Source organism: Bacillus sp. FSL R5-0709, from assembly GCF_038004785.1.
In the GTDB taxonomy this organism is placed as follows: domain Bacteria; phylum Bacillota; class Bacilli; order Bacillales; family Bacillaceae_G; genus Bacillus_A; species Bacillus_A mycoides.
Window position 1 is genome coordinate 3,565,749 of sequence record NZ_JBBORT010000001.1, and the last position, 24,828, is coordinate 3,590,576.

Annotated in this window: 26 protein-coding genes; 7 read left to right on the forward strand and 19 right to left on the reverse strand. The window is 33.4% G+C overall.

Annotated elements, in window-relative coordinates; genetic code table 11:
- Positions 1 to 309: 309 nt before the first annotated feature.
- Entirely contained in the window at positions 310 to 1,068 is a 759-nt protein-coding gene (locus tag MKX37_RS18150; RefSeq protein ID WP_033731159.1) for an exodeoxyribonuclease III, read from the reverse strand.
- A gap of 154 nt (positions 1,069 to 1,222) precedes the next feature.
- Here MKX37_RS18150 and MKX37_RS18155 point away from each other — a divergent pair, with 154 nt between their 5' ends.
- From MKX37_RS18155 to MKX37_RS18165, 3 genes are read left to right on the forward strand one after another with little or no spacing between them, the layout of a single operon-like run.
- Positions 1,223 to 1,813 (forward strand): bifunctional transcriptional activator/DNA repair enzyme AdaA, encoded by a 591-nt coding sequence (locus MKX37_RS18155; RefSeq protein WP_078421701.1) that lies wholly within the window; start codon positions 1,223 to 1,225, stop codon positions 1,811 to 1,813.
- Positions 1,800 to 2,324 carry a methylated-DNA--[protein]-cysteine S-methyltransferase gene (locus MKX37_RS18160; RefSeq protein ID WP_016120666.1) on the forward strand — a complete coding sequence of 175 codons (525 nt, stop codon included), beginning with the start codon at positions 1,800 to 1,802 and terminating at the stop codon, positions 2,322 to 2,324. The genes MKX37_RS18155 and MKX37_RS18160 overlap by 14 nt, the downstream gene beginning before the upstream one ends.
- A 2-nt stretch (positions 2,325 to 2,326) precedes the next feature.
- Positions 2,327 to 3,238 carry a DNA-3-methyladenine glycosylase 2 gene (locus MKX37_RS18165; protein WP_016120667.1) on the forward strand — a complete coding sequence of 304 codons (912 nt, stop codon included), beginning with the start codon at positions 2,327 to 2,329 and terminating at the stop codon, positions 3,236 to 3,238.
- Between the two features lie 34 nt (positions 3,239 to 3,272).
- Here MKX37_RS18165 and MKX37_RS18170 read toward each other — a convergent pair whose 3' ends face one another.
- Together MKX37_RS18170 and pepT are read right to left on the reverse strand one after the other, a co-directional pair.
- On the reverse strand, positions 3,273 to 4,337 hold the full coding sequence (locus MKX37_RS18170) for a lactonase family protein (protein ID WP_002128663.1): 1,065 nt from the start codon (positions 4,335 to 4,337) through the stop codon (positions 3,273 to 3,275).
- A 100-nt stretch (positions 4,338 to 4,437) separates the two neighbouring features.
- Entirely contained in the window at positions 4,438 to 5,670 is a 1,233-nt protein-coding gene (gene pepT / locus MKX37_RS18175) for a peptidase T (protein ID WP_002128664.1), read from the reverse strand.
- 182 nt (positions 5,671 to 5,852) lie between these two features.
- Between pepT and MKX37_RS18180 the strand changes: the two genes are divergently transcribed.
- Positions 5,853 to 6,497: a YczE/YyaS/YitT family protein gene (locus MKX37_RS18180; protein ID WP_002128666.1), complete on the forward strand. Its 645-nt coding sequence runs from the start codon at positions 5,853 to 5,855 to the stop codon at positions 6,495 to 6,497.
- A gap of 67 nt (positions 6,498 to 6,564) precedes the next feature.
- Here the strand turns inward: MKX37_RS18180 and MKX37_RS18185 are convergent, their stop codons facing one another.
- Together MKX37_RS18185 and MKX37_RS18190 are read right to left on the reverse strand one after the other, a co-directional pair.
- Complete coding sequence (locus MKX37_RS18185; protein WP_078421702.1) at positions 6,565 to 7,140, reverse strand: histidine phosphatase family protein; 576 nt, start codon at positions 7,138 to 7,140, stop codon at positions 6,565 to 6,567.
- Positions 7,141 to 7,364: 224 nt separating this feature from the next.
- The gene (locus MKX37_RS18190; RefSeq protein ID WP_078421703.1) at positions 7,365 to 7,754 is read right to left on the reverse strand and encodes a VOC family protein; all 390 of its coding nucleotides are present in this window, start codon (positions 7,752 to 7,754) and stop codon (positions 7,365 to 7,367) included.
- 426 nt (positions 7,755 to 8,180) lie between these two features.
- Here MKX37_RS18190 and MKX37_RS18195 point away from each other — a divergent pair, with 426 nt between their 5' ends.
- Positions 8,181 to 10,901, forward strand: coding sequence for a putative bifunctional diguanylate cyclase/phosphodiesterase (locus tag MKX37_RS18195; RefSeq protein WP_002128670.1), 2,721 nt, complete (start codon positions 8,181 to 8,183; stop codon positions 10,899 to 10,901).
- Between the two features lie 107 nt (positions 10,902 to 11,008).
- Here MKX37_RS18195 and MKX37_RS18200 read toward each other — a convergent pair whose 3' ends face one another.
- The 4 genes from MKX37_RS18200 to MKX37_RS18215 are packed head-to-tail and all read right to left on the reverse strand — an operon-like array spanning position 11,009 to position 14,358.
- Positions 11,009 to 12,073: an undecaprenyldiphospho-muramoylpentapeptide beta-N-acetylglucosaminyltransferase gene (locus MKX37_RS18200; RefSeq protein WP_002128671.1), complete on the reverse strand. Its 1,065-nt coding sequence runs from the start codon at positions 12,071 to 12,073 to the stop codon at positions 11,009 to 11,011.
- A 49-nt stretch (positions 12,074 to 12,122) separates the two neighbouring features.
- On the reverse strand, positions 12,123 to 12,467 hold the full coding sequence (locus MKX37_RS18205) for a DUF6572 domain-containing protein (protein ID WP_176126838.1): 345 nt from the start codon (positions 12,465 to 12,467) through the stop codon (positions 12,123 to 12,125).
- On the reverse strand, positions 12,467 to 13,375 hold the full coding sequence (locus MKX37_RS18210; RefSeq protein WP_078421704.1) for an NAD-dependent epimerase/dehydratase family protein: 909 nt from the start codon (positions 13,373 to 13,375) through the stop codon (positions 12,467 to 12,469). Before MKX37_RS18210 ends, MKX37_RS18205 begins: the two co-directional genes overlap by 1 nt.
- On the reverse strand, positions 13,372 to 14,358 hold the full coding sequence (locus MKX37_RS18215) for a UDP-N-acetylglucosamine 4,6-dehydratase family protein (RefSeq protein WP_078421705.1): 987 nt from the start codon (positions 14,356 to 14,358) through the stop codon (positions 13,372 to 13,374). The genes MKX37_RS18210 and MKX37_RS18215 overlap by 4 nt, the downstream gene beginning before the upstream one ends.
- 467 nt (positions 14,359 to 14,825) lie before the next feature.
- On the opposite strand from MKX37_RS18215, the gene MKX37_RS18220 reads away from it, so the two are divergent.
- Both MKX37_RS18220 and MKX37_RS18225 read left to right on the forward strand, forming a co-directional pair.
- Entirely contained in the window at positions 14,826 to 16,004 is a 1,179-nt protein-coding gene (locus MKX37_RS18220; protein ID WP_002128677.1) for a DUF2515 domain-containing protein, read from the forward strand.
- Positions 15,979 to 16,380 carry a CBO0543 family protein gene (locus MKX37_RS18225; RefSeq protein ID WP_002128679.1) on the forward strand — a complete coding sequence of 134 codons (402 nt, stop codon included), beginning with the start codon at positions 15,979 to 15,981 and terminating at the stop codon, positions 16,378 to 16,380. The genes MKX37_RS18220 and MKX37_RS18225 overlap by 26 nt, the downstream gene beginning before the upstream one ends.
- A 27-nt stretch (positions 16,381 to 16,407) precedes the next feature.
- Here the strand turns inward: MKX37_RS18225 and MKX37_RS18230 are convergent, their stop codons facing one another.
- From MKX37_RS18230 to MKX37_RS18275, 10 genes are all read right to left on the reverse strand, one after another.
- Positions 16,408 to 16,830 (reverse strand): YfmQ family protein, encoded by a 423-nt coding sequence (locus MKX37_RS18230; protein ID WP_002088014.1) that lies wholly within the window; start codon positions 16,828 to 16,830, stop codon positions 16,408 to 16,410.
- Positions 16,831 to 16,895: 65 nt separating this feature from the next.
- Entirely contained in the window at positions 16,896 to 17,567 is a 672-nt protein-coding gene (locus MKX37_RS18235) for an LrgB family protein (RefSeq protein ID WP_002167766.1), read from the reverse strand.
- 23 nt (positions 17,568 to 17,590) lie between these two features.
- Positions 17,591 to 17,947, reverse strand: coding sequence for a CidA/LrgA family holin-like protein (locus MKX37_RS18240; RefSeq protein WP_002014630.1), 357 nt, complete (start codon positions 17,945 to 17,947; stop codon positions 17,591 to 17,593).
- A 33-nt stretch (positions 17,948 to 17,980) separates the two neighbouring features.
- Positions 17,981 to 19,414: a MocR-like pyridoxine biosynthesis transcription factor PdxR gene (pdxR, locus tag MKX37_RS18245; protein WP_002033714.1), complete on the reverse strand. Its 1,434-nt coding sequence runs from the start codon at positions 19,412 to 19,414 to the stop codon at positions 17,981 to 17,983.
- 67 nt (positions 19,415 to 19,481) lie between these two features.
- Positions 19,482 to 20,279 carry an alpha/beta fold hydrolase gene (locus MKX37_RS18250; protein WP_078421706.1) on the reverse strand — a complete coding sequence of 266 codons (798 nt, stop codon included), beginning with the start codon at positions 20,277 to 20,279 and terminating at the stop codon, positions 19,482 to 19,484.
- Positions 20,279 to 20,959, reverse strand: coding sequence for a bacillithiol biosynthesis deacetylase BshB2 (gene bshB2 / locus MKX37_RS18255; protein WP_002167764.1), 681 nt, complete (start codon positions 20,957 to 20,959; stop codon positions 20,279 to 20,281). The genes MKX37_RS18250 and bshB2 overlap by 1 nt, the downstream gene beginning before the upstream one ends.
- A gap of 32 nt (positions 20,960 to 20,991) precedes the next feature.
- Positions 20,992 to 21,186 carry a hypothetical protein gene (locus MKX37_RS18260; RefSeq protein WP_002014626.1) on the reverse strand — a complete coding sequence of 65 codons (195 nt, stop codon included), beginning with the start codon at positions 21,184 to 21,186 and terminating at the stop codon, positions 20,992 to 20,994.
- Between the two features lie 193 nt (positions 21,187 to 21,379).
- Positions 21,380 to 22,087 (reverse strand): GntR family transcriptional regulator, encoded by a 708-nt coding sequence (locus MKX37_RS18265; RefSeq protein WP_002088023.1) that lies wholly within the window; start codon positions 22,085 to 22,087, stop codon positions 21,380 to 21,382.
- 30 nt (positions 22,088 to 22,117) lie between these two features.
- Complete coding sequence (locus tag MKX37_RS18270) at positions 22,118 to 23,527, reverse strand: glycoside hydrolase family 1 protein (protein WP_002167763.1); 1,410 nt, start codon at positions 23,525 to 23,527, stop codon at positions 22,118 to 22,120.
- Between the two features lie 205 nt (positions 23,528 to 23,732).
- Positions 23,733 to 24,722, reverse strand: coding sequence for a phosphatidylinositol-specific phospholipase C (locus MKX37_RS18275; protein WP_002128693.1), 990 nt, complete (start codon positions 24,720 to 24,722; stop codon positions 23,733 to 23,735).
- Between the last annotated feature and the right edge of the window lie 106 nt (positions 24,723 to 24,828).

Below are 24,828 nucleotides of genomic sequence, written 5' to 3' on the forward strand. Positions count from 1 at the left end.
CTTTATATATCTCCTCTCGAAATCTTCAAATATATTATTTCAACAATGAAACTTAATTATATGAAACATAATCCTCATCTATATTTCACATCATTAATAAATCTACGTAAAATGGAGAGCCATTCTCGTTCACTTCCCCTAGTATTAAATTCTTTACAACCCTCATCCCACGATAATCACTAACAGTGATAATGATTATCGTTATTAAGTATATATTTAATATCAGATTATTTCAAGAATGATTTGAAAAATTTTAACAAACTGAACAAAAAAGAAGTATCTCCTTTTTTCAGGAAGATACTTCTTTTTTTAGAAATCTATATGTAATTCAACTGGACAATGGTCCGATCCCATCACTTCACTATTAATTTTCGCATCGGTAATTTTATGTTTTAGCCTTTCAGAAATCACAAAGTAGTCTAAACGCCAACCGATATTTTTCGCTCTTGCACCCATACGATATGACCACCATGAGTACGCTCCTTCTTGATCAGGATAAAGATAGCGATACGTATCAATGAATCCCGCCTCTAAAACACATGTGAATTTCTCTCTTTCTTCATCCGAAAAACCAGGATTTTTCCGATTACTTTTCGGATTTTTTAAATCGATTTCTTTATGAGCAACGTTTAAATCACCGCAAAAAACAACTGGTTTCTTCTCATCTAACCGCTTAATATACGCCCGGAAATCATCTTCCCATTTCATTCTATAATCTAATCGTTCTAATCCACGTTTTGAATTTGGTGTATATAACGTTATCATATAAAAATCTTCGAATTCTAACGTAATAACTCGTCCTTCTTGATCATGCTCTTCAATCCCTAAACCATATGTAACAGAAATCGGTTCTTTTTTCGTGAAAATAGCCGTTCCTGAGTAGCCTTTTTTCACAGCATAATTCCAATATGTATAATATCCCTCGGGATTTAAATCAATTTGTCCACTTTGTAATTTAATTTCCTGTAAACAAAATATATCTGCATTAGATTCTTCTAGATATTCTAGAAATCCACCTTTTGCAATAACTGCTCGCAAACCATTTACATTCCATGAAATCAACTTCATCTATGTTCCTCCTCTTGATGTGCATTTTCAATTTTCATGCTAACACAAAATAGATACCCTATCATAGTTTCATCTTTGTAATCTTGCTCTTACATTCGTAAATACGTACATACGTACTTTATTCAGGTTATACTAATGCCAGAGGTGATGTTCTGTGCATAATGAAGAGTTCACAGTAACAAATGAGTATTGGCAAGCAATTATTCATAATGACTCCATATATGATGACAAATTCTTTTACGCTGTAAAATCAACCGGTATTTTTTGCCGACCATCATGTAAATCGAGAATACCGAATAAAAACAATGTACGTATTTTTCTTAAGGCAGAGCAAGCATTACATGAAAATTTTCGTCCGTGTAAACGTTGTAAACCAAACGGGCTAACTTTACCTAATGAAGAATGGGTAGAGCAAATTAAAGAATATATCCAAAAACATTATTGTGACGTGCTAACCCTCGACTTACTCGCAGAAATATGCCATGGTAGCCCTTATCATCTACAACGCACTTTCAAGAAAATTGTAGGGATTAGTCCAATAAAATATATACAGCAATTCAGAATTAAAAAAGCGGCAGAATATCTTTCACATACAAATCAATCCGTTAAGGAAATTAGTACTGCTGTCGGGATAGAAAACTCGGAGTATTTCGCAACTTTATTTAAAAAGAAAACCGGATTTACTCCTACTGAATATCGAAAAAAGAACGAAATGAAAGAGGGATACAATAATGAATTCCTATAAAAATAAATCTATATATTGGGCGCTAATTACACATAAAAATTGGTGCTTGCATATTGCTGCAACTGAAAATGGACTATGTTTCATTGGATCTCAAGACGAAAACTTTGAAGAACTAAATTTGTGGGCTAGAAAAAAACTGCCACAGCATATATTGACTCACAATCCAGATTACCTGCTAACATATACGAAAGAAGTTATCGAGTATTTAGAAAACAAGCGAGAAACTTTTACATTCCCTATTGATGCTTACGGAACTGAATTTCAATTATCTGTTTGGAATACGGTACGTGAAATTCCTTATGGAAAAACATATTCTTATTCAGAAATTGCAGAAAGAATTCAAAAACCTACAGCTGTACGTGCCGTTGGGACTGCCGTTGGGGCAAATCCTCTGCTTATCACTATTCCTTGTCACCGCGTTATTGGGAAAAATGGTAAACTTACCGGTTTTAGAGGTGGTTTAGAAATGAAAAAAGAATTGCTCAAATTAGAAGCGCTTCGGGAGGAGTAAATATGACAGAGGATTGTAATGAAATATTGTCTTTAGTCGTTCCAAAAGAATTTAGTTTTCAAGAAAACTTACGCTATCTATCGCGTTCTAAAAATGAATGTATGTTTCATATTGAAAACAATAAAATCTATAAAGTCATTCCTGTTCAAAACATAAATCCATTAGTTGAAATTGGTTTGAATGCCAATAGTAATATTCAAATACGTTTTTTAGGAGCATCATATGTCTCTGAAAAATGGGCACACGATGCCGTATCTAACTATGTAAAAGAGTGGTTTGATTTAACTACTGATTTAGCTCCCTTCTATAAATTAGCTAAACACGACCCACTCCTTCAAAAACCCATTAAAGAATTTTACGGTCTTCGTACTTTGGGAATTCCGGATTTATTTGAAGCACTATGCTGGGGGATTCTAGGTCAACAAATCAACCTCACATATGCCTATACTCTAAAAAGAAGATTAGTCGAAAATTTTGGCGATTATGTAGATTGGAACGGTAGAAAACATTGGATATTCCCATCACCTGAAGTAATAGCAAATTTAGATGCAGAAGATCTCGCAACATTAAAAATGACTACAAGAAAGTGCGAATACTTAATTGACGTCGCGCAGCACATTACAGAAGGTAAATTATCAAAAGAATCTCTATTACAAATACAAGATGTGAAGCAAGCTGAAAAACAATTAACTAGCATTCGCGGTATAGGGCCATGGACAGCTCACTATGTTTTGATGCGTTGTTTACGATTCCCTTCAGCTTTTCCAATTGATGATGTTGGTTTGCATAATGCAATTAAATTTATAACAGGTTCCGAAAAGAAACCGACTAAAAATGAAATAAAAGAATTTGCATCAAATTGGACAAATTGGGAGTCTTACGCGACTTTTTATTTGTGGCGGGTGCTATATTAAAATTTCCTAATAAAAAATAGATAGGGAAACCTATCTATTTTTTCACATGTAAAAACTTCACACATACTGGCTCTGGAACATTTACGTCCGTCTGTACAAGCGTTAGCTCCCCTGTCATTTCATCCCTAGCAAATAAAGTCAAAGTATTAGATCTTTCATTCGCTGCAATTAAAAATTTCCCATCCGGATCTAAAGAAAAATCACGTGGCCAATCCCCTTCTGTCGATACTGTTTCAATAAAAGCGAGCTCTCCATTGTGCTCATTCACTCGGAAAACCGCGATACTATTATGTCCCCTATTTGCTGCGTAAACAAACTTGCCATCAGAAGAAATGTGAATTGCACTTCCGTAACTATCTTTTCTAAAATCTTCAGGTAATGTAGAAATGTATTGTTTTTCTTTAAAACTGCCACTCTTTGCATCATATTGAAGTACAATAATCTCTGAACTTAATTCTGTCATAACATATGCATACTGCGCACTTGGATGAAATATAAGATGCCTTGGACCACTACCATGTTTTACAGATAACCGTGTAACTTCTATTAGTTCTCCATCACTTTCTTTATATGTAATCACCTTGTCTATTCCTAAATCAACTGCTACTACATATTTTTCATCAGGAGTAAAATCTATATAATGAGCATGTGCCTTTTCTTGCCTTTCCTTATTTGGTCCTGACCCTTTATGTTCTACAATTACCGTAGCAGCATTTAAACTTCCATTATCCTTTTTCACTAAATAGGACTCTACTGTTCCTTTATGATAATTAGCTGCTACTACTATACTATTCTCCCGATTCACACTTACATAGCACGGCGATGCCCCTTCTAAAACTTGCATGCTAATCGAATTTAGATTACCGGATTTATTATGAATAGAAAAACTAGCAATTCCACCTAACCCATTATCTTTCGCAACAGAATAAAGGTACTCGTTGTTATGACTAATCGTTACATATGTCGGACTTCCTATATGAGCTGCTAATTCAATCCCTTTAAGTTCTCCGATGTTCGTATCAAGTATAAATTTATAAATCCCCTTACTCTCTGCTTTGGTATATGTCCCTATATAACCATGAAACTGATTTTCACTCATAACATTTCCCCCTTTTACAAACGTCTTGTAACAAGTTTCACTTTGTATTTTTACTATAGAAAAGAACCAAGTAGCACTTCATTACTACTTGGTTCTCTTTTTAAGCTTGTTCTTCAAATCGTCTTGCGATTTCTACAATTACTTGAACAGCTTTTTCCATAGTATCTACCGAAACATACTCAAATTTACCGTGATAGTTTTCACCACCAGTGAAAATATTTGGCGTTGGTAATCCCATATATGATAATTGCGATCCATCTGTTCCACCGCGAATTGGATGAATATTCGGTTCAATATTTAAACTTTTCATTGCCTCATACGCAATATCAACAATTTCTCTCACCGGTTCAATTTTTTCAAGCATATTATAATACTGATCATTCATCTCTAAAACGATTGCATCTTCGCCGTACTTCTCTTGCATGTTTTTCACAATATCTTTAATATTATTTTTACGCGCTTCAAAATGATTACGATCAAAATCTCGAATAATATAGTAAGCTTTACTTTGCTCGACATCACCATTTAAAGAGAGTAAATGATAAAACCCTTCATATCCCTCTGTATATTCTGGCGCCTCTTCTACTGGTAACTGTCTATCGAATTCCATAGCGAGTTTACTTGCGTTACGCATTTTGTTTTTCGCTGTTCCAGGATGTGTATTTGTCCCTCTAAAAGTTAATTTGGCACTTGCAGCGTTAAAACTCTCATATTCTAAACCACCTAATGGACCTCCGTCCATTGTATAAGCAAACGATGCACCAAACGCTTCTACATCAAAATGCGATGGTCCACGGCCAATTTCTTCATCCGGTGTAAATGCTACTCTTATTTTTCCATGCTTAATTTGCGGATTATGTATTAAATAATTCATTGCGACCATGATTTCTGTAAGACCAGCTTTATCATCTGCTCCAAGAAGTGTTGTACCATCAGTTGTAATAATTGTATGTCCTTTATATGATGGTAATTCCGGGAACTGTTCAGGTGTTAACACAACATTTAATTCTTCATTTAACGTAATCGCATTACCATCAAAATTTTCATGAATTTGTGGTTTTACGTTTTCCCCTGTAAAATCTGTTGCTGTGTCTAAATGAGCTAAAAAGCCGATTACAGGAACATCCTTATCTGTATTAGCAGGCAGTGTTGCCATTACGTAACCATTTTCATCCATCGTCACTTCTGATAACCCAATCTCTTTCAACTCTTCCACTAATAACTTACCAAACTCAATTTGCCCTGGTGTTGTAGGCACTGTATGACTTTCTTCATTTGATTGTGTATCAATCTTTACATATCTTGTAAATCTTTCAATAAGTTCTTGTTTCAAATTCGTTCACTCCTTTTATAGTTCTCTCTCTATTATAATCCTTATAACGAAATATTTTAACTTTTTTGACTGTGAAAATATATATCCATTTACATTTTTAATAAATCATAAAAAGACATAACATTTGTACATTTAAATTCAAACATGTAATATACATCATTATATATTGGGAGGTTTTAAAGATGAGGCTAACTCTCTTTCGCTATTTTCTTTTTTTCCTAGGATTAATTTTTTTTGGACTTGGAAATGCTCTCGCAGTCAAAGTTAAATTCCTCGGTTTACACCCTTGGGAAGTTTTAAATATGGCTCTCTACCAACGATTTGGGTGGACAATTGGCACTTGGAGTGTCATATGTGGATTATGTCTCGTTCTTATCTCTTTACTAGTAGATCGAAAATATATAAACGTGGGCACATTTTTAAATGCACTACTTATCGGTCCTATTATGGACTTTTTCTTACAATCAAAAATCCTTCCAAACGCTAGTGATTATTTATGGATAAACTTACTCATTTTATTTTCTGGTATTGCAATTACAGGCATTGGGGGCGGCATGTACGTTGCGGCTGGCATTGGTGCTGGACCCCGCGATGGATTCATGCTTACCATTTCTGACAAAACTGGGTTATCTATTAGCCGTGCTCGAATTATTGTAGAATGCTTTGTACTAGTCATTGGATACATGCTAGGAGGTCCTGTTTTTATCGTAACTTTTCTATACACTTTTATTCAAAGTCCAATATTCCAGCATTCATTTAAGGTATTTCAAAAACTCTTACATACTTTAAATAACAAAAACAAAGAACGTATTAGTGAAAATATTTAAAACTCAACTTAATGCAAAAGAGTGTGTTTTAAAAGTAATTTTTAAAACACACTCCATATACCCCATTTCATTCTTCTCTCCATAATCTCTCTACATTCATTAATTGCTCTTCTTTAAATTCTAGCTTATATATATCCGGTTTGGATGTATTCATTAAAAATTCAAGTCCATATTGATTATCAAAATAGTTCATCATTAGTGTCATTACAAGCCCATGTGTACCAATTACAATTTTATGTCCTTGAAAATTCATTAATATTTCTTTTAACACTCTCACTACTCTTCGCTGACAATCCGCATATGACTCTCCATCCGTCAGTGCATATTCTGGATTAAAAAACATCTCCCTTACAAGTGGGTACACTTCCTTATCCGATATAATTTTATTTTCATTTGAAAACTTACACTCTTTAAGACCTTCATATACTAATATTTCTTTTTCATGGAGATTCGCTGACTCTTCTATCGTTAACATAGCCCTCTTATACGGACTTGAAATGAAAGTATTAATTCCCTCTGTTTCTAATATCTCAGTTATTCTTTGAGCATCTAAAATTCCCTTCTCAGTTAATCCACGTGTTCTTTCATTTCCTTCTAATTTTGGCGATTCACCATGCCTAACCATATAGATATATGTATTCATAATTCCTCCCTTTTCTATATCCCTCTTTAAAGACATGACTATCAACCCATAAGAATATACGTTCTTATTTCATATCTTCCCAGAACAAATTATCAAATGTTAATTTTCAGATAAATTCACAAAAAACCTTCCCCTTGATTTTATCCCCTTCAAGGAAGCTTATATATATTTTCTTTTACACTATCAAAACTCGAAACGTCTTTCTCCTCTAGTTTCGCCACACCTCATTCTTCTATTTTCATCAATACAATTCTCCAACCATCCGGATCTTCTATCGTTATCCCCTTTTCTTTCCAATACGGATTTTCTGGTTCTACTTCACCATACCCCATTGTATGCAGCCTTTTACTCACTTTTTTCATTTCCCTATCTTCTCGCATGTAAAATACAAGTAAGTTATCTTTTGTTGGAGCTGGACATGGGCTCCCATCTATATATCTTGTAAATTCTAAATGATATTCTTCATCTGGTAGTCCAAACATGACGCCATCGTAACCTTCATGACCGTAAAATTCACCTATACGCTTTAAACCTAATCCTTTTTCATAGAATGCTATAACCTCTTCAAACTTATCTGTTGGACGTGCTATTCGAAACTTCACCCAATTTTTCATGCTTTTCCTCCCATACTAAAAACGTAATGAATGACTATATTTTATTGTATATTCTTAAAACATTTTTGAAATCCCTCATTAGTATGAAAATAGATACATACAAAGGTGTTACTTACTAGCCTATAACAATCAAAAACTCACCTAGAAAGAAAATCCCATCATTTTATATGCAAATTTGCATCTCCACTTGCAAAGCACTAAAAAACCTTTAAAATATACTGGATGACTAAATATACAATTCCCATCTAAAACCTTGATACACTAAAAATCATTAAATGTAGTGTTTTTTCATTTTCAAGAATTATTGCACTCTTGTTTTTTTCCTTATAAGCATGCTTTTTATAAGGAAATCTGATACAATCCTTAAGTAATATTATTACGTATAGATATTACGAATATAGTACATACTTAAAGAAGGTGATTTTTTTGAAATTAAATAAAAATTTACAGCTATGTATATTAATCACAACATTAATATGCTATTCAATCTATTTTATGTTTTTCTTTCTGTTCCCTACTAATTTTTCAAATTTCAATGTACGCTTCGCTTCACTCATCGTTGAAGTCATTACATTTATATCGCTAATTTACTCTATATACTCTAAAAAAGTTAGTTCAAATCCTTTTTGGATATGTATTACAATTGCAATTGGTAGTTTTTTATTAGGAAAAGTAGTATATACGTATCAAGATACCTTTTTCGAACTTCCAATACATCATTTTACTATTTCTGATGTATTTTACATGTTTTTTCTATTCTTCTGCCTTATCGCTTTTTGCTATAAGATCTTAAAAGAATGCAATAAATGGGAAAAAGCTTTCTTTATTTGTGATATATGTATAGTACTTACTTCCATATTCACATTAGAATGGTATTTATTTAATCAGCCAAATTTAAATATATTCTCACTTTCACTCGCAGATATTTTCCTTTCATTTCTATATCCAATTGCAGATCTATTATTTCTTCTACTAGGTGTTAGTCTCTTTTTCCGCCCAACAATTTTTAAGTCCAAGCGGAAAATTTATATCTTTATTTTTGTATTAATTAGTTCTGCAACTTTTAACTATATTTATTTTTACTTAAATACCCATTTATCAACTGACACTATAACATTTTTACGTCTTTTATATAGAATACCTATATTGCTTATCGCAATAGCTGGGTCTATTTCAGAAGATGATAATAGCCATAAAAATTATTTCATTGTAAACCCTATACTAGGAAAGAAAGTTTTAGTCGTATTTCCCTATCTTGCTGTTGCAATACTAATCGGGTTTACATTAAAAGAACAAACATCGTCTTCAACTCTCATTACAGGAAATTGTATCGCTTTTGTTTTCGTACTTATTCGCCATTCTATTGTGCGTATGCAAAACGACACCCTAACAAAACGTTTACAAGTATTTAATGCTCAACTAGAAGAAAAAGTTACTTTAAGAACTTCTGATTTAGTCCATAAATCAGAGGCCCTATCTCAGAAACAACAAAAATTCAAATCATTATATGAATATCATCCTGATCCCATTTTTACGATTGATTTAAATGGAATATTCTTAAATGTAAATAAAGCAGGAAGTATACTACTTGGAGCACCAACGAACGAGTTACTTGGTGAGACATGTTTTTCTATTATTTTAGATGCAGATAAACATAAACTGATATCTGCATTAGAAAAAGTTAAACAACAAGAATCAGCATCCTTACAACTTAGTTCTCAATATAAAGATGGCTTTACTTATTTTTTATACGTTACCATCGTTCCTATTATGATAGATGGACAAATTTCAGGAAGCTATATTATGGTAAAGGATATTACCGCACTAAAAAAACAACAAGAAGAAATAAAATATTTAGCATTCCACGATACTGTAACGAAAATTGGGAATCGATCCTTTTTCCATAGGAAGCTAAGAAAATTTATAAAAAATGCTCAAACAACACAAAGTGAGTTTGCATTATTATATTTAGATTTAGATCGCTTTAAAGTAATTAACGATACACTTGGACATTCGTCAGGTGATTACATATTAGAAGAAGTAGCAAAGCGATTCCAATCATGTCTTCCATCACATACTCATCTGTCAAGAATCGGTGGTGATGAGTTTACAATCTTAATTGAAAACTATACTGACGAATATTCCTTATTCGAGTTATGTAACCAATTATTTGAAAGCATGGAAAAGCCGTTTGTCATACATGAGCATAAATTAACTTTATCACTGAGTATCGGTATCTCCATTTATCCACATTCCGGAATCGATACCGCTACACTTCTGAAAAACGCTAATGTTGCAATGTATGATGCAAAGGCAAAAGAGCTTAACTCTGTCTCTATTTATGACGATGTAATCGCTAAAAAAATCGAAAGACGATTACGATTAGAAAAAGATTTACCAAACGCAATACAAAATGAAGAATTGTTCCTTTTGTATCAACCTCAAGTTGATAGTGAATCTAATAAAATTATCGGTGCAGAAGCTTTAATCAGGTGGAATCATCCTGAATTAGGTGTTATTTCTCCATACGAGTTTATTCCGATTGCAGAAGAAACACTACAAATTATTCCAATAGGAAAATGGACATTACAGCAGGCTTGTGAGCAAATGAAACGTTGGCATGCACTCGGATATTCGCATTTAAAAATAGGGGTAAATTTATCTGCTAAAGAATTTGAACAAGAAGGATTTGTAAAATCTATTTCTTCTACTTTAGCAACTACAGGCTTACCAGCAAGTTCCCTTGATCTAGAATTAACAGAACGAATTGCAATGATGGATGAGAGAGAAACATTGATAAAACTGCGTACACTAAAAAGTTTAGGGATTCACATTTCAATCGACGACTTTGGTACAGGCTATTCTTCCCTAGCCTACTTACCTTTATATCCAATCGATACGTTAAAAATCCCAAGAGAATTTATTACAATGTCTGAAACGTGTGAAGATGGAATGGAAATCATTAAAACAATCATCACATTAGCAAATACCTTAGGAATGTCCGTCATTGCTGAAGGCGTAGAAACGAAAGAACACGTAAATTTCCTTCAAAAAAATAAATGTCAGTTTATTCAAGGTTACTATTACAGTAAACCTATTTATGCCAATGCATTTACTAAGCTGTTAGAAAACGGTATTCGTCCATAGTAAATCAAAATGCATATAACTCTATACTGAATGTAATCGTTATAGGTAATAATGAATTTGAACAACTATAGTAAAAAGGAAAGAAAATAATTTCTTTCCTTTTTTTATTATTTAACTACTTCATTTATTAAATCTATTAATTGATGAATTCCCTCCTCATTTGTTTTCTTAAATCCATTCATGTTTTGAATATATCTCTCCTTATTTACATACAACTTATTTACCACATCTGTAAATGTACTGGTGCTTATTCTATCTTGAAGTAATACTTCCGCATACCCTTGCCTAGAAAAATAGTCAGCATTTAAAACTTGATCCCCTCTACTGGAACCATTAGTTAACGGAATAAGCAACATCGGTTTCTTCAAAAATAACAATTCAGAAATAGCAGTAGAACCCGCTCTGGAAACTACAACACTTGCCATATTCAGTATATGTGGCAACTCTTCTCCTATATATTCAAATTGCATATAACCTTCCATTCCGATAGAAGGATCCACCTTCCCTTTACCACACATATGAACAATATTAAAACTTAATAATAATGTATCTAAACTTTTCCTTACCATATCATTTATCCACTTAGCACCTTGACTCCCACCCATTATTAACAATACTGGCTTATCTTGCTGAAATTCACAATACCTTCTTCCTCGTAATACGTTACCTCTCTCAATTTCTTCCCTTACAATTGGTCCTACATAAACCTTTTTCTCATTACTTACATTCTTCCCTGTATGAGGAAATGTTGTGCATAGTTTTGTAGCAAAAGGTAATGCTATTTTATTTGCAAGTCCTAACGTGCTATCTGGTTCACGTATTACGATAGGTACACTATTTAACCATGCCCCTACAACTACAGGAACTGAAACAAATCCTCCTGCAGAAAAAATAACGTCAGGCTTTATTTTCTTAATTAATTTATAACTTTGTAAGCAGCCTTTTATAATTTTAAAAGGATCTTTAAAGTTCTCCCAATCCCAATATCTCCGGAGCTTCCCCGTTGAAATACTATTGTACTTAACATTTTGAACTAATAATTTTTCAATTCCATTTTGAGATCCAATATACTCAACTCCCCATCCTTTTTCTATAAATTTAGGAATCAATACCATATTAATCATTACGTGTCCGGCTGTACCGCCCCCAGTAAAGAGAATCGTTTTATTCATAGCTTATATCCCACCTTTATCATTAAAAGTCTAGCTTTATAGTAATCTTTCAAATGTACATTAACTTACTATGATTTATATAAATATTTAACTCCAGACCTATGTCTTGCAAAAGATCTTTGATGAGTTCATAAAAATCATTTCCATACTCACTACATTCATACTGAGTAAAGACTTGGATTACAGGCCTAGTTCCTGTATATATTGTTTTGGGGTTTCGATTAACCTTTTCCACATATGCTCGACATGTATTTATCGCCTCATAGATGCGCAAAACGTGTTCTTCTTCATCTTTCCAATCCAGCGTATCAACAATCGAAAGCGATAGCATATTTTGATTATTTATAGTCTCATAACAATTCATATATTTCTTACATCCTTTTATATTTTTCATTAAATGCATATGTCACTACACTTCGCATACTCAAGTACATCTTTTAATGATTGCTGAAATGGGATTTCTGGAACCCAACCTAACTTTTTTATATCCTCTAATACTAAACTTTCATTTGAGCCGCTCTCACTATTCTCTGTTTCTTTTATAGTAAAATTCAACTGTGTTAATCCTTTATATTGTTCCAATACATCTAATAAAGAGCGTTTTACTCCTGATCCAATATTATATTGTTTTCCATTTATACCATCACGTAATAACACATGATACGCTTTAACTGCATCACGTACATCTAGAAAGTCTCTACTATCTTTCAAACTGTTTACTTCAATAATCGCTTTACTTCTACCTGATTCTATATCTATAATTTTTTTTGCGAGAATTGAACAAACACCATTCGATACTCCTGGACCAATTAAATTTGAGGGCTTTGCAATGATAATATTTGAATCCATTAATCCGCCCCAAGCCTCCGCAATAATGACTTGCATAGTTTTACTTAAACTATATGGATTTGAAACTTTTATGTTTTTCATACTATCTGCTTGCAATGCAGATCCTATAACTAATGTTTTACAATGCGAGGCTTCCTGCTTAATGGCTTCTAATAAATATAAAGTCCCTATTACGTTAATCTCTATATATTCCAGAGAAGCTGTCCAAGACTCATTAACTGAGTTTCTTCCTGCTAAATGCAATACATAGTCTGGTTTTATTTGTTTAATTACCTTCATTACTTCACTCTTATTTGTTAAATCACAAGTAATACCATTTTCGATTTTTTCTCTATGTGAACGATTTTGAAACATAGGAATTACATGAAAGCCCTGCTCTAAAAAATATTGGCAAGCATGACGTCCTGTGAAGCCATTTGCACCAGTTATTAAAAGGCTCGCATTTCTTTTCATCGTAAAAACCCTCCTTTTTCTAACATTTGTTCCACCTCATGTTTTGTAAGTAAGTCTTGTTGAGAACTAAAACTCTTCACATCCACAAGCGGATAACTAGCATAATATTCTTGAAGTCCTTCTATAGGAATAGTCGGTAGTACCACAAAATAATTTTGATCAAAACTAATACTTGTTTTACTCTCTACCTCAGATAAAAGCATTTCACTTAATTTTTCACCAGGTCTTATCCCTACCTCTTTTATCTTCACGTTTTCTTTTTTTGAATCTTCAATCAATACTCTTGCTAAATCCGTTATTTTACATGCTGGCATTTTCATAACAAAGATTTCTCCTCCTCTTCCTTCAGATGCTGCTTTAAATAACAATCCAACAGCATCTTCAATGGTTAAGAAAAATCTAGTCATATTTGCATCGGTAATCCCTACTTTTGAAGATTGCTTAATTTGCTTTTTAAAAAGCGGTACCACACTTCCACTCGTTCCTAAAACATTTCCGCCACGAACACAAATGAATTTTGTTTTCTTCGTTTGCACATTCGCATGAACCATTAATTTTTCACCAATTGCTTTTGTCATCCCATACGTATTTGATGGATCGGCCGCTTTATCAGTTGAAACATATATAACTTTCTCAACTTGATTCTGGATAGATGCTTCAATTACATTTTGCGTACCATGTATATTTGTTTTTATAGCTTCATAAGGATAATATTCACATACTGGAACATGCTTTAAAGCTGCAAGATGAAATACATAATGTACACCTTGGCAAGCATATACTAGTTGCTCTTTATCACGAATATCTCCAATAATAAATTTCAATCTCTCTTCATTTATAAACTGTTGCTGCATTTCAAACTGAACCGTTTCATTCCTTGAAAAAACTCTAATTTCTTTCGGTGATTTTTCTAATAGTTGTTTTATAAGTTCATGTCCCCACGAACCTGTACCACCAGTAATTAAAATTATTTTATTAAGCATTCCTTTTCCTCCTACCATATATTTCAATTCAAATTGTATTTATTAAGGTTATTGAATTATTTTCAATTGATTCAAATCATAATCGTCGTTTGTTACATTTAATTGACAAAATAAAAAAACAGAAACTATTTTTTAATAGTTTCTGTTTTTCATTTCACTTCTTAGCAATTAGATTTTCTTTATACTGTTTGAATGATAACTATATTACTGGTTTAAAAAACACCGCTCATTTATTTCTTATGCTCGTAATAAAATAAAGTGAAACTTTAATTAGTGGGGATTTTGTCCATCCCCGACTGATTATTAGTTGAATCAGTCGGGCTTTTACGAGCAGCCCCACCCTCACCTAACTTCTTTGCTTTAGCCGACTTTTGAGATGGGAGTCTTACTGCTCGTTAATAGCGAGATAAATGGAATGATTCATAACCAATACCACATTTAAACTCATAGAAAAGGGAGGTAATGGAATGTACCAAAGCAATTCAAACAATACATCTAAAGAATTCTCAAAAGCACTCCCTCTCTCCCTATTCGACGTGAAAAACGAGTTACAACAAAAAAGCGATCTCATCTCTTCTGTTACCATATATAAATTAACGAAAGAAGAGCAACTTATCATCGATAAAATTAAAGCTCAGACAAAAGAACTAAATAAAAATAACGTCACAAGAACACGTGCATACTACCAATTTTACATTCAATATCCAGAAATACATTGGGCACTACTTGGGCATATCGTATCACGTAACGGTGGCTGGAATATGACAGATTTAAAGGGAGATTTATATACGAGGCTTTTATCCGAGAAAGATCAAATTACATTTTTCTCTTTTTTAGAAAGAGGAAATTGGCTCATTTTCCAAGATGTATATCCTCAATTTTTACTATATGAGCAAAGTGTAAAAAAATCAAAAAAGCTATTTCACCTTCTCACTCACTTAAATGTTTCTACATTTATGGAAACAATGTGGAACGATTTTTGGAAAACAGGTAACAAAAAAACATTAGCGATCGCAACTATTATTAATGAACAAAACTACTTAGAAAAAAGAGTTATTCAAAATGCACACTTTAAAAAGACTGTATTAAATAGTATTGGATTTAAACTCTTTGATTTTTTTCAGTTTAATCATATCCTTTTCCCATTTTACGAAAATGATAAAAAGCAAAAAGTATTACTATTTGGTGATACAATGAAACATTTCACTTCTTTGCATGAACGAATTTCACTTGGAAAACGGTTGTATTCATTGTTATTTCGGGATACACATATTTTATCTCAAATAATAAACTGGGTCCATCACCATCCACATACAGGCTCAAGAAAAGATTACTGGCCTCATTTATTTTCTAGTGTAAATGAATCTTTTTCACGTGAGTTTTATAAACGCCGAATAAAGAAATGCCAGTTACGTAGTGACGCGTATCGTATATACAGCCCTGCACTCATCTATGCATGGCGGGATATGAAACATGAAGAAGTTGAAAATGAAGATTGGTTTAACGATTGGCAAGTTGTAAATTATTTAGTTGATAAGGAGGAAAATATAAATGGAAAAATTACAGAAGACTACTGCAAAACACTCGAAAAAATTGAACTCGCAATTCTCGCAAAGAAAAATGTCCTCCTTCGAGAAGAAGAATGATTTTTTAGCATTATTAGTTACAGTCTTACTTTCTTCTATTATTGGAACTTGCTTAGATGCTTTCTTTGTGCATACACAAATATATTCCTTTCCAGTTAGACCTTTCTCATCTATATTTTCAGTTAACATAGGCTTTACGTTGTTTGTGCTACCAATTTTAACAATCATTTTCATACAAATTTCAAAAACATTATCTGCAGTTTCTAGAACTATATTTATTATTTTAATAGGGCTTTGTGCTAGTATTTTTGAACAAGTTGCTGAGCGGTTAGGTTTATTTGTACATAACGGGAATTGGCATCATGCTTATTCTTTATTTGGATATATCATTTTCTTTTCTCTTATTTGGAAATTATATACTTGGATGCAAAAATAAAGAGACCGTTATAATAACGGTCTCTCCTTAAGCATAATCTTCAGTCACTGCTACTGAACGACTTTGAAGGCTTTTTGATCGCAAACGATATGCAACTACTTTCTTCTTATATTGCTTTACTACATCAACGTGTTCCTCGTAGCTATATATAGAAAATCTAATCTCTCTTTTTCCTTTCTTCGTCTCCATGACTATCGGTGTACCATTCCCTTGCGGCGGAAAATAATGTTTATCTAAAAATAAAGCCTCGTTAAATTCATGAATAACTTGAAGTTTCATTTCTCCTTCTATACTTTCCCCATCTACCGTTACAGTAGTATTTTCCTCATCAAGTTTTTGGTGTAACTCAAATCTACTAATAATTGATTCTACAACAGAAGTTGGCATACTAGAAACTAGTACTTTAAGAGCACCAAAAATAAATAATGTAACTATAAACCATGTTGTCATTTTAATCATCTCCATTACGCTCTAAAATGAGTAGTGTTATGCTCCTTATTACGATTCATTAATTTTCAAAATAAAAATTCCACTCCATAAGGTACTAATATACTAATAAGTATCCCTGTTACAATCATCGTTACCGAACCGATAGTTGCCTCTTTCTCTCCTTCTTTCACTAGACGGCTCACACCAATAATATGTGATGCACAGCCCATCCCCACTCCTTTTCCAATCGTACTTGTTATTCGGAAAAACTTAAGTACTGTCGGTCCGATAATAGCACCTGTTATTCCTGCAACAACTACAAAACTAGAAGTCATAGATGGAATGCCACCAATTTGATCCGCTAATGAAATGGCAATAGGCATTGTCGCTAATTGTGGTAAAGTTGTTAATATAAGTTCCTTATCTATATTTAAAATTCCACCAATCACTACATTCATACTCGTTAAAGCCACTATACCTATCACTACGCCGATTAGTATCGCTAAAAAGTTTTTCATAAGTATCTCTCGCTCTTTAAATAGAGGTATGGCTAACGCTACAATTGCAGGACTCAAAAAACCTGAAAGAATGTCTCCCCCATTTTCCTTATACTCATGATGAGAAATACCAAATATCAAAAATAAGCAAATCATAATTGCTGTAACTGTTAATACCGGTAACGTAAATGGAGACGTAAATTTTTTATATAACTTTGTCGCCAATAAATAAATTACTACAGTAATAATAATTAAGACCATTTGAATCGTGCACCTTGTCGATTTTATTTTTTTGATGTTACTAATAATTGACTTACATACCCTGAAACAATCAATGTTACTACCGTACTTGCAACTACTAAAAGGAATATAACACTCCCCTTACTTAAAAGAAAAGATCCATATTCCATTAATCCTGTTGTCGAAGGAATTAGAAATAACGGTAAAAATACTATTAACTTTTCTGCCCCTACCTCAAACCACTTTAATGGAAAAATACGAGTAGAAAGGAGTAGAAACAATATTAACATCCCTATTAAACTTCCTGGCATCGACAGATGGAATACTCCTTGAATCCACGTACCAGCTAAGCTAAACACATATAGCACGCCTACTTGAAGTAAAAGCGTCACGTACTTCATTTCTTTCCCTCATTTCCATATTACGCTTCACTATTATGAAATCTCATTTAATGTTTCCGCAAACCTTGTAACTCCAAGCTGAATTTGTTCTACATTCGCTCTGCCAAAAGTAAATCGGACATATTCACTTTTCGAACCTAGGACGCTTCCTGGGACAAATGCTACACCATTTTGTATAGATTCACCTAGTAAATGATATTCATCAAACGTTCCTTGCACTTTGCACCATAAATGTATTCCGCCCTCAGGAACAAAAAATTCAATCTGATCCCCTAATATTTCTTCAAGCTTTCTAATTAACTCATCTCTTCTTTGTTTCAGTTGTCCACGAAGCAACGTAATATGCGTATGAAAATCCTCAGATTCTAAAAATTGGTTCGCTACCCACTGTGTAAATACACTATGACCGAAATCAACTTGCTGCTTCGCATCTGCCAATCTCTCAATTACGCGCGTGGGGCCAATTACCCAACCAATACGTAATCCTGATGCAACAATTTTTGATAATGAGCTCACATAAAGAACATTCCCATTTTGATCCATCGATTTCAATGTTGGATTCACTTCTCCATTAAAAGAAGTCAAACTATACGGATCATCTTCTACAATCGGTATACCAAATTCAGAAGATAGTTCTAAAACCTTTTTACGTCTTGCCAATGAAAGTACCGTTCCAGTTGGATTTTGATAATCCGGATTTAAAAACACCATACGAATGCGATGCTTTTTGTGCAAATCGATTAAGTCATCTGGATTCATACCATGCTGATCAACTGGTAAACGGAATATTTTTAAACCTGCTGATTTAAACATCGGAAGTGAATAACAATAGGAGGGATCCTCAATTGCAATCGCATCTCCAGGCTTTAACAAACATTGAACGATAAGATTAAGTGCTTGCTGAGCTCCAGATGTAATAAGAATAGAGCTTGAATCTGCTTCTATTTGTTTATATTGCTCGACATGTGCCGCAATGGTTTTTCGCAACATTTCATTTCCAAGCGGATGGTCATAACCGAGATTTCCCATAAATGTTTTCTCCGACAAAATTGTTCGAAATCTATCACTCGGAATTAAATCTGATGACAATTCACCACTCGCTAAATTGATTAAATCATCTTTTTGTGTTTCCGTTCGAATTTGTTGAACAAGTGGTACATTAGGTAAGAACGATCCATCCTCAACGTACCTACCCCAGTTCGGTATTCGTTTATGTGACACACCCCATATATCTGTATTCACCCGAGTGCCGCTTCCTTTTTTCCGTTCTACTACCCCAAGTGATTTCAATTCCTCATAAGCAGCTACGACCGTACTCCGGTTCACTTGTAAATTCTGTGCTAACATACGCTCGGAAGGTAATTTTCTATCAGAAGGGAATTCACCGGTAGAAATGCCTCTTTCAATGTAATCAGCAATTTGTTTATAAACTGGTATCTTATCTTCACGATTCGGTTGCCATTCCATTTAGTTCCCTCCTCTCCAAGCTGGTGCCCTGAACTCATTAATAACAGTATTCACTGCAAAAATGGTATTAATCAAGCGCATGATTTAAAAATGCCTCTACCGTCACATTAAAGCTAGTAGGCTGTTCTAAATAAGGCAAGTGCCCACTATTTTTCAACTCAACGAAGGTCACGTTTCTCAGGTGTTTTTCAAATTCTCTCACATACTTTTCCGGAACAAAATAATCATTCTCTCCTCGTATTATTAATGCAGGACATGCAATGTTAGAGAGGTATGGTCTTTGATCGTAATCAACTAATTCAGCGAATAGCCTTTGAATATGCGTCGGATGAATCATTTGTAGGGATTGATGAAATCCTCGGACAATTGCATCATTATCTTCTACCCCCATTGCTCTCAATAACGTATCAGCCCAAGTTTTCCCTTTATCCTGCAAGCTAAGTAAATCATATACTTCAAGTCGTTCTTTACGATCTGCCGGTTCTAAATAGGGAAATGCATTTACAACAATTAAGCTAGAAATAAAACGTGGATATTGAATAGCAAAATCGATACCCACTCTAGCTCCTTTTGAAAGACCACAAATTGTTACTGATTTTAGCTTTAAATGATTACATAACTCATATAAAACATTTGAATATTCTTTAAAACTAATTTCCATCCCTTCGGATTTCCCATGCCCAGGTAAATCGAGTGAGATTACGGTCCATGTCTTCTTGAAGTATTTTCTTTGATATAACCAATTATTCGAATTTCCTCCAAGACCGTGTAAAAACAATATGACAGGACCCGATCCTTCTATATTGTAAAAAATCTTTCGATTCTTATATTCAAAATACATACTCATCACCTTCAGATGTAGCATCACATATTTTTATCTTTGAATGAATATATCCAAAACGGTTCTCTTTCTAACCACTCAACTGTGCCTGAAATACCGTCTTCATACTCCCTTTCCAGCTCATCCACTTTAGTTGTAAATTGTGATGCATGTGCTCGTAATGCTTCCAATTTTTTCGAAACATATTTTTTCACTTCATTTTTAAAATCTGGAGGTCCTATTTCGTCTTCATGATTTTTCGAAAAAGCTACAGCATAAAAGGCTGGTCGTTTACTTTCCGAAATATTAGCTAAGACCTCTACTACTGCTTCCCCTGTTGCATCGTGATCCGGATGAACTGCATACCCAGGATAGAAAGAAATAACTACAGAAGGATTCAATTCTTCAATACAGTTTTGAATCAAGCTTCTTAATTTTCCAGGCTCTTCAAATTCAAGAGTTTTATCACGATATCCCATCATACGTAAATCTTCAATCCCTAAAATATTTGTAGCTCGCTTTAACTCTTTCTCTCTAATTGTATATAAAGATTCACGAGTTGCAAAAGGTGGATTCCCCATCGCTCTCCCCATTTCACCAAGTGTTAAGCAAACATAGGTAAGAGGGACTTTCTGCTCCGTATAAGCCAAAATTGTGCCAGCCACACAATACGACTCATCATCTGGATGCGGGAAAACAACTAAAACATGGCGCTCATTTTTCATCAATGCATTAACTCCTTCATCATATACACACTCTATAAAATAACGACCGCATACCAAGTAACTCCCACAAGAAGCCCTAAAAGAAGAATGATATAGATAGCAGATAAGTTTTTTACATTCCTCTTTGTAGACTTACCGTAATTCTCTTCTACATTTCGTGCGACTAGTACGGTCCCAAATAGTGATACAACTACAATAATAACAACTAGTGAAATCGCAAAACTCATTGTCTTCCACCTCTCTAAGGCCAGTCTATTTTAAGGCATGAATAAAATACTACCTTTCTTCTCTTATCATAATAGAAGTTTGTAAAAAACGGACCAACCACTTTTATGTTTTTTTGCTCATCCACTTTAAAAATAAAAAGCAACTGCTCACTTAGGACCAGTTGCTTTTTTACAAGGCTACTTATATTCATTTTCAATTAAAATTAATTCGATTTAAAAGTTTGGTCTTTTCATAATGAAACATTGATTGAGATAGCTCGAAAATTGTTCCATTTACAAGATAAACTGTATTTTCAATAAGAAGCGCTGGATCACCTTCATTTAGTTCTAAAAGCTTTGCATTTTCTTTATTTATTTTTTCACAACTAATAACTTTATCGGCAAAGCCAATATTTAATCGTAAATCCTCAATGAAATAACTGTATACAGAACTTAATGCTATTTCTTCATTCAAATAAGGAATGATATCTTTTTTGAAATAACTTACTTCAATAGAGAATGGTTTCCCATCTACAATTCTTACGCGCTTCAAGAAATATAACCTAGTTCCAATCTCGCATTGCATCCGTTCTACTATCTCTTCATTTGCCTCTATTACTTCAATCTCTAGCACTTTCGTTTCAATATTTTGTGAAACGAGATTTTTCGTTAATCCACGTAAACTTCCTAAATTAATGTAATCTGTTACAGAAGTTTCACGTAAAAACATACCACTACCTTGCACTTGAAAAATATAACCTCTATTCACAAGCTGACTAATTACTTTACGTATCGTATTACGGCTTACTTCAAATCGATTCATCAACGCTTCTTCTGTAGGTAATTTTTTCGTTTCATTAAAAAGCCCATCTCGAATGTTTTGCTCTAACACATCTGCAATTTGTTTATACTTTGCACTCATACACTTTCTCCTAAAATACTCTTTTATCTGTTATAACTCTTCTCCTCTCGTTTCGATCACATGTTTATACCAATGAAACGAAAGTTTCTTCTTACGTTTTAAGTTATCATTATGATCGACAAAAATAAAGCCATATTGCTTTTTATATCCATTTAACCAACTTAACAAATCAATAACTGACCATGCATAATAACCTTTTAAATTAATTCCCTCTTGAATTGCACGCTTCATTACTTTTAAATGCTCTTCAATAAATTTAATTCGCGGAACATCTACAATTTCTCCGTCAATGATTGGATCTTCATCACCAAGTCCATTTTCCGTTACATACATCTTTATGTCACCGTAACGCGCTTTCAACATATGCAATCCATCTAAGAAACCTTCGGGAGATATTTCCCACCCCCATTTGGTATATGTTTTATCATCCATTTTTACTGTTCGATAAAAACCATCGAAAGAAGGATTACCTGGAGCAAGTGTTGAGTTTTCTCGAGAATGCTCCTCGCTCTTTATATCCATATCATATCTTTCTACTCGTATTGGCTGATAATAATTCAAGCCAATAAAATCATTTTTTTCAGCATTTTGTTTAATGATTTCTAATTCTTCAACCGTCCAATTAGGAGTCCACCCATTTTCCTTTAATTGTTGTACAACATAAGACGGATACTCACCTTTTAAAACTGAATCGTAGTACCAGTACGTTTCATATTCATTCGCATGATTTGCTGCTAGTATATTTTCTTTTTGATCATCCACACTATAAGCAGGTAAGAAAACATGTGTAATCCCAATCTCCCCATACTGTTTCAGCTGCTTGTACACCGCAACTGTTTTCGCATGCGCATAAAATACATAATGAGTCGCTTGAAAATACTTTGGAACATCATTTTGTATTCCTGGTGGATGTGCACCTTTTAAATAGCCTAATCCACAAAACATTACTGTTTCATTAAAAGTAATCCAATGTTTCACTCTATCACCAAATGCCTTAAAGCAAATTTCTGCATACTTTACAAAAGCCTCTGCTGTTCGTTTATTCGTCCACCCACCATCTTTTTCTAACGGTAATGGTAGATCCCAATGATATAAAGTGGCAAACGGTACAATCCCGTACTTTAAACATTCATCAATTAAATTGTTATAAAATTCAATTCCTTTTTCATTTACCTCTCCATCTCCAGTCGGCAATATTCTCGCCCAAGAAATCGAAAAACGATACGATTCCAATCCCATCTCAGCCATTAAACGAACATCTTCCTTATATCGATGATAATGATCAACCGCTATATCACCATTTGTTCCATCGTATGTTTTGCCAGGAATTTTTGAAAACTCATCCCAATTCGTAACACCTTTTCCATCCTCATTCCATGCACCTTCTACTTGATAAGAAGCTGAAGCAGCCCCGAATAAAAAATCATGTGGAAACTTCATAATATATACCTCCGTTTCATTACAATAAATCAAATTCATTACTACATATAAAATTTATAGGTACAAATTTTATATGTAGTAATTATAGCTTAAGTTTCGATTTTTTTCTATCATGAACGTACGATATGTAAAGCTATATTTGATGTTAATTTTTAGAAAACAAAAAAGAAGCGATGTATTTCATCGCTTCTTACTATAACAATCTTTACTCTTTTACAAGTGACTTATTCGCTCTTATAACTTCTTCATAAAGTATTGGGGACCATTTTTCATTTATATAATCTTGAATTACCCAGCCCACTCTCGTAGGATTCTTTTGCTTCATATAGTTTGCAATTTCAGGATTTATGTAGGACGCATAATAATATGGACTATTCCATGCTGTACCACCAGAAGACAAGCTTGTAAAATTAATATATAGATGATTACAATCTTCACTGTTGTTAATCGTTTCATTTATCGTATCTTTAATAGATTTTACTTTCTCATCATAACTCACTTTATATTTATCTTGTACTGTTACATTTACATTTTGATTTACAGTTGTCGTAAACGTCTCATTATCTGGCCAATAAAAATTATTATATCCTCCAGATTCATTACTACCACTGTATCTTTTTAGTAGCACAATTTTCCCTCGAGCATCTCCAAGTCTTATATTCCCTTCTGTTTTTAAAAAGATAGGATCAGGAAAATATTTTTTTTCAAACGTACTACTAAATGAATCTTCTGCCCCTTTCATATCCTCATACTCTTTTTTTAAAGACATAATAATCGTTTCACTTGGATTATCTTTTAAAAATTGTTTCGCTTCATTTATAAATTCATGCAATGTTACATAAAGATATAATGGCCCATGATGAAGAACTATCGTATTATCATCTGTTAAACGCCCTCTAATATCAAAAATTCTAGCTCCGTGATCCATTTGGTAACGAAAATTATATTCTTGCGTCATTCCCCATACTTGCTTTATCGGATTTTGCAACTTGAACGTTCCACTATCATGTGTTCCTGGAATTGAAATTCGTGCTAACGGTACGTTATCGGGTATAGGTTGCATCCATTTTGACCAGTTTTCAAGCCCATTACCAGCGCTAGCAGCAACTGCTTGCTTATCATTGAAAGCAAATACAAATGTGCTAAGTATAGTACTACATATGAATAATTTCAAAATAAACTTCTTATTGCTCATTTTTATCCCTCTCTTTTTCTGTTTTATATCAAACTTATTGAATATAACATAAGCTACTTAATAAATAATGTTTCATAAATATGGAATATTGCATAGAAGTAAAATT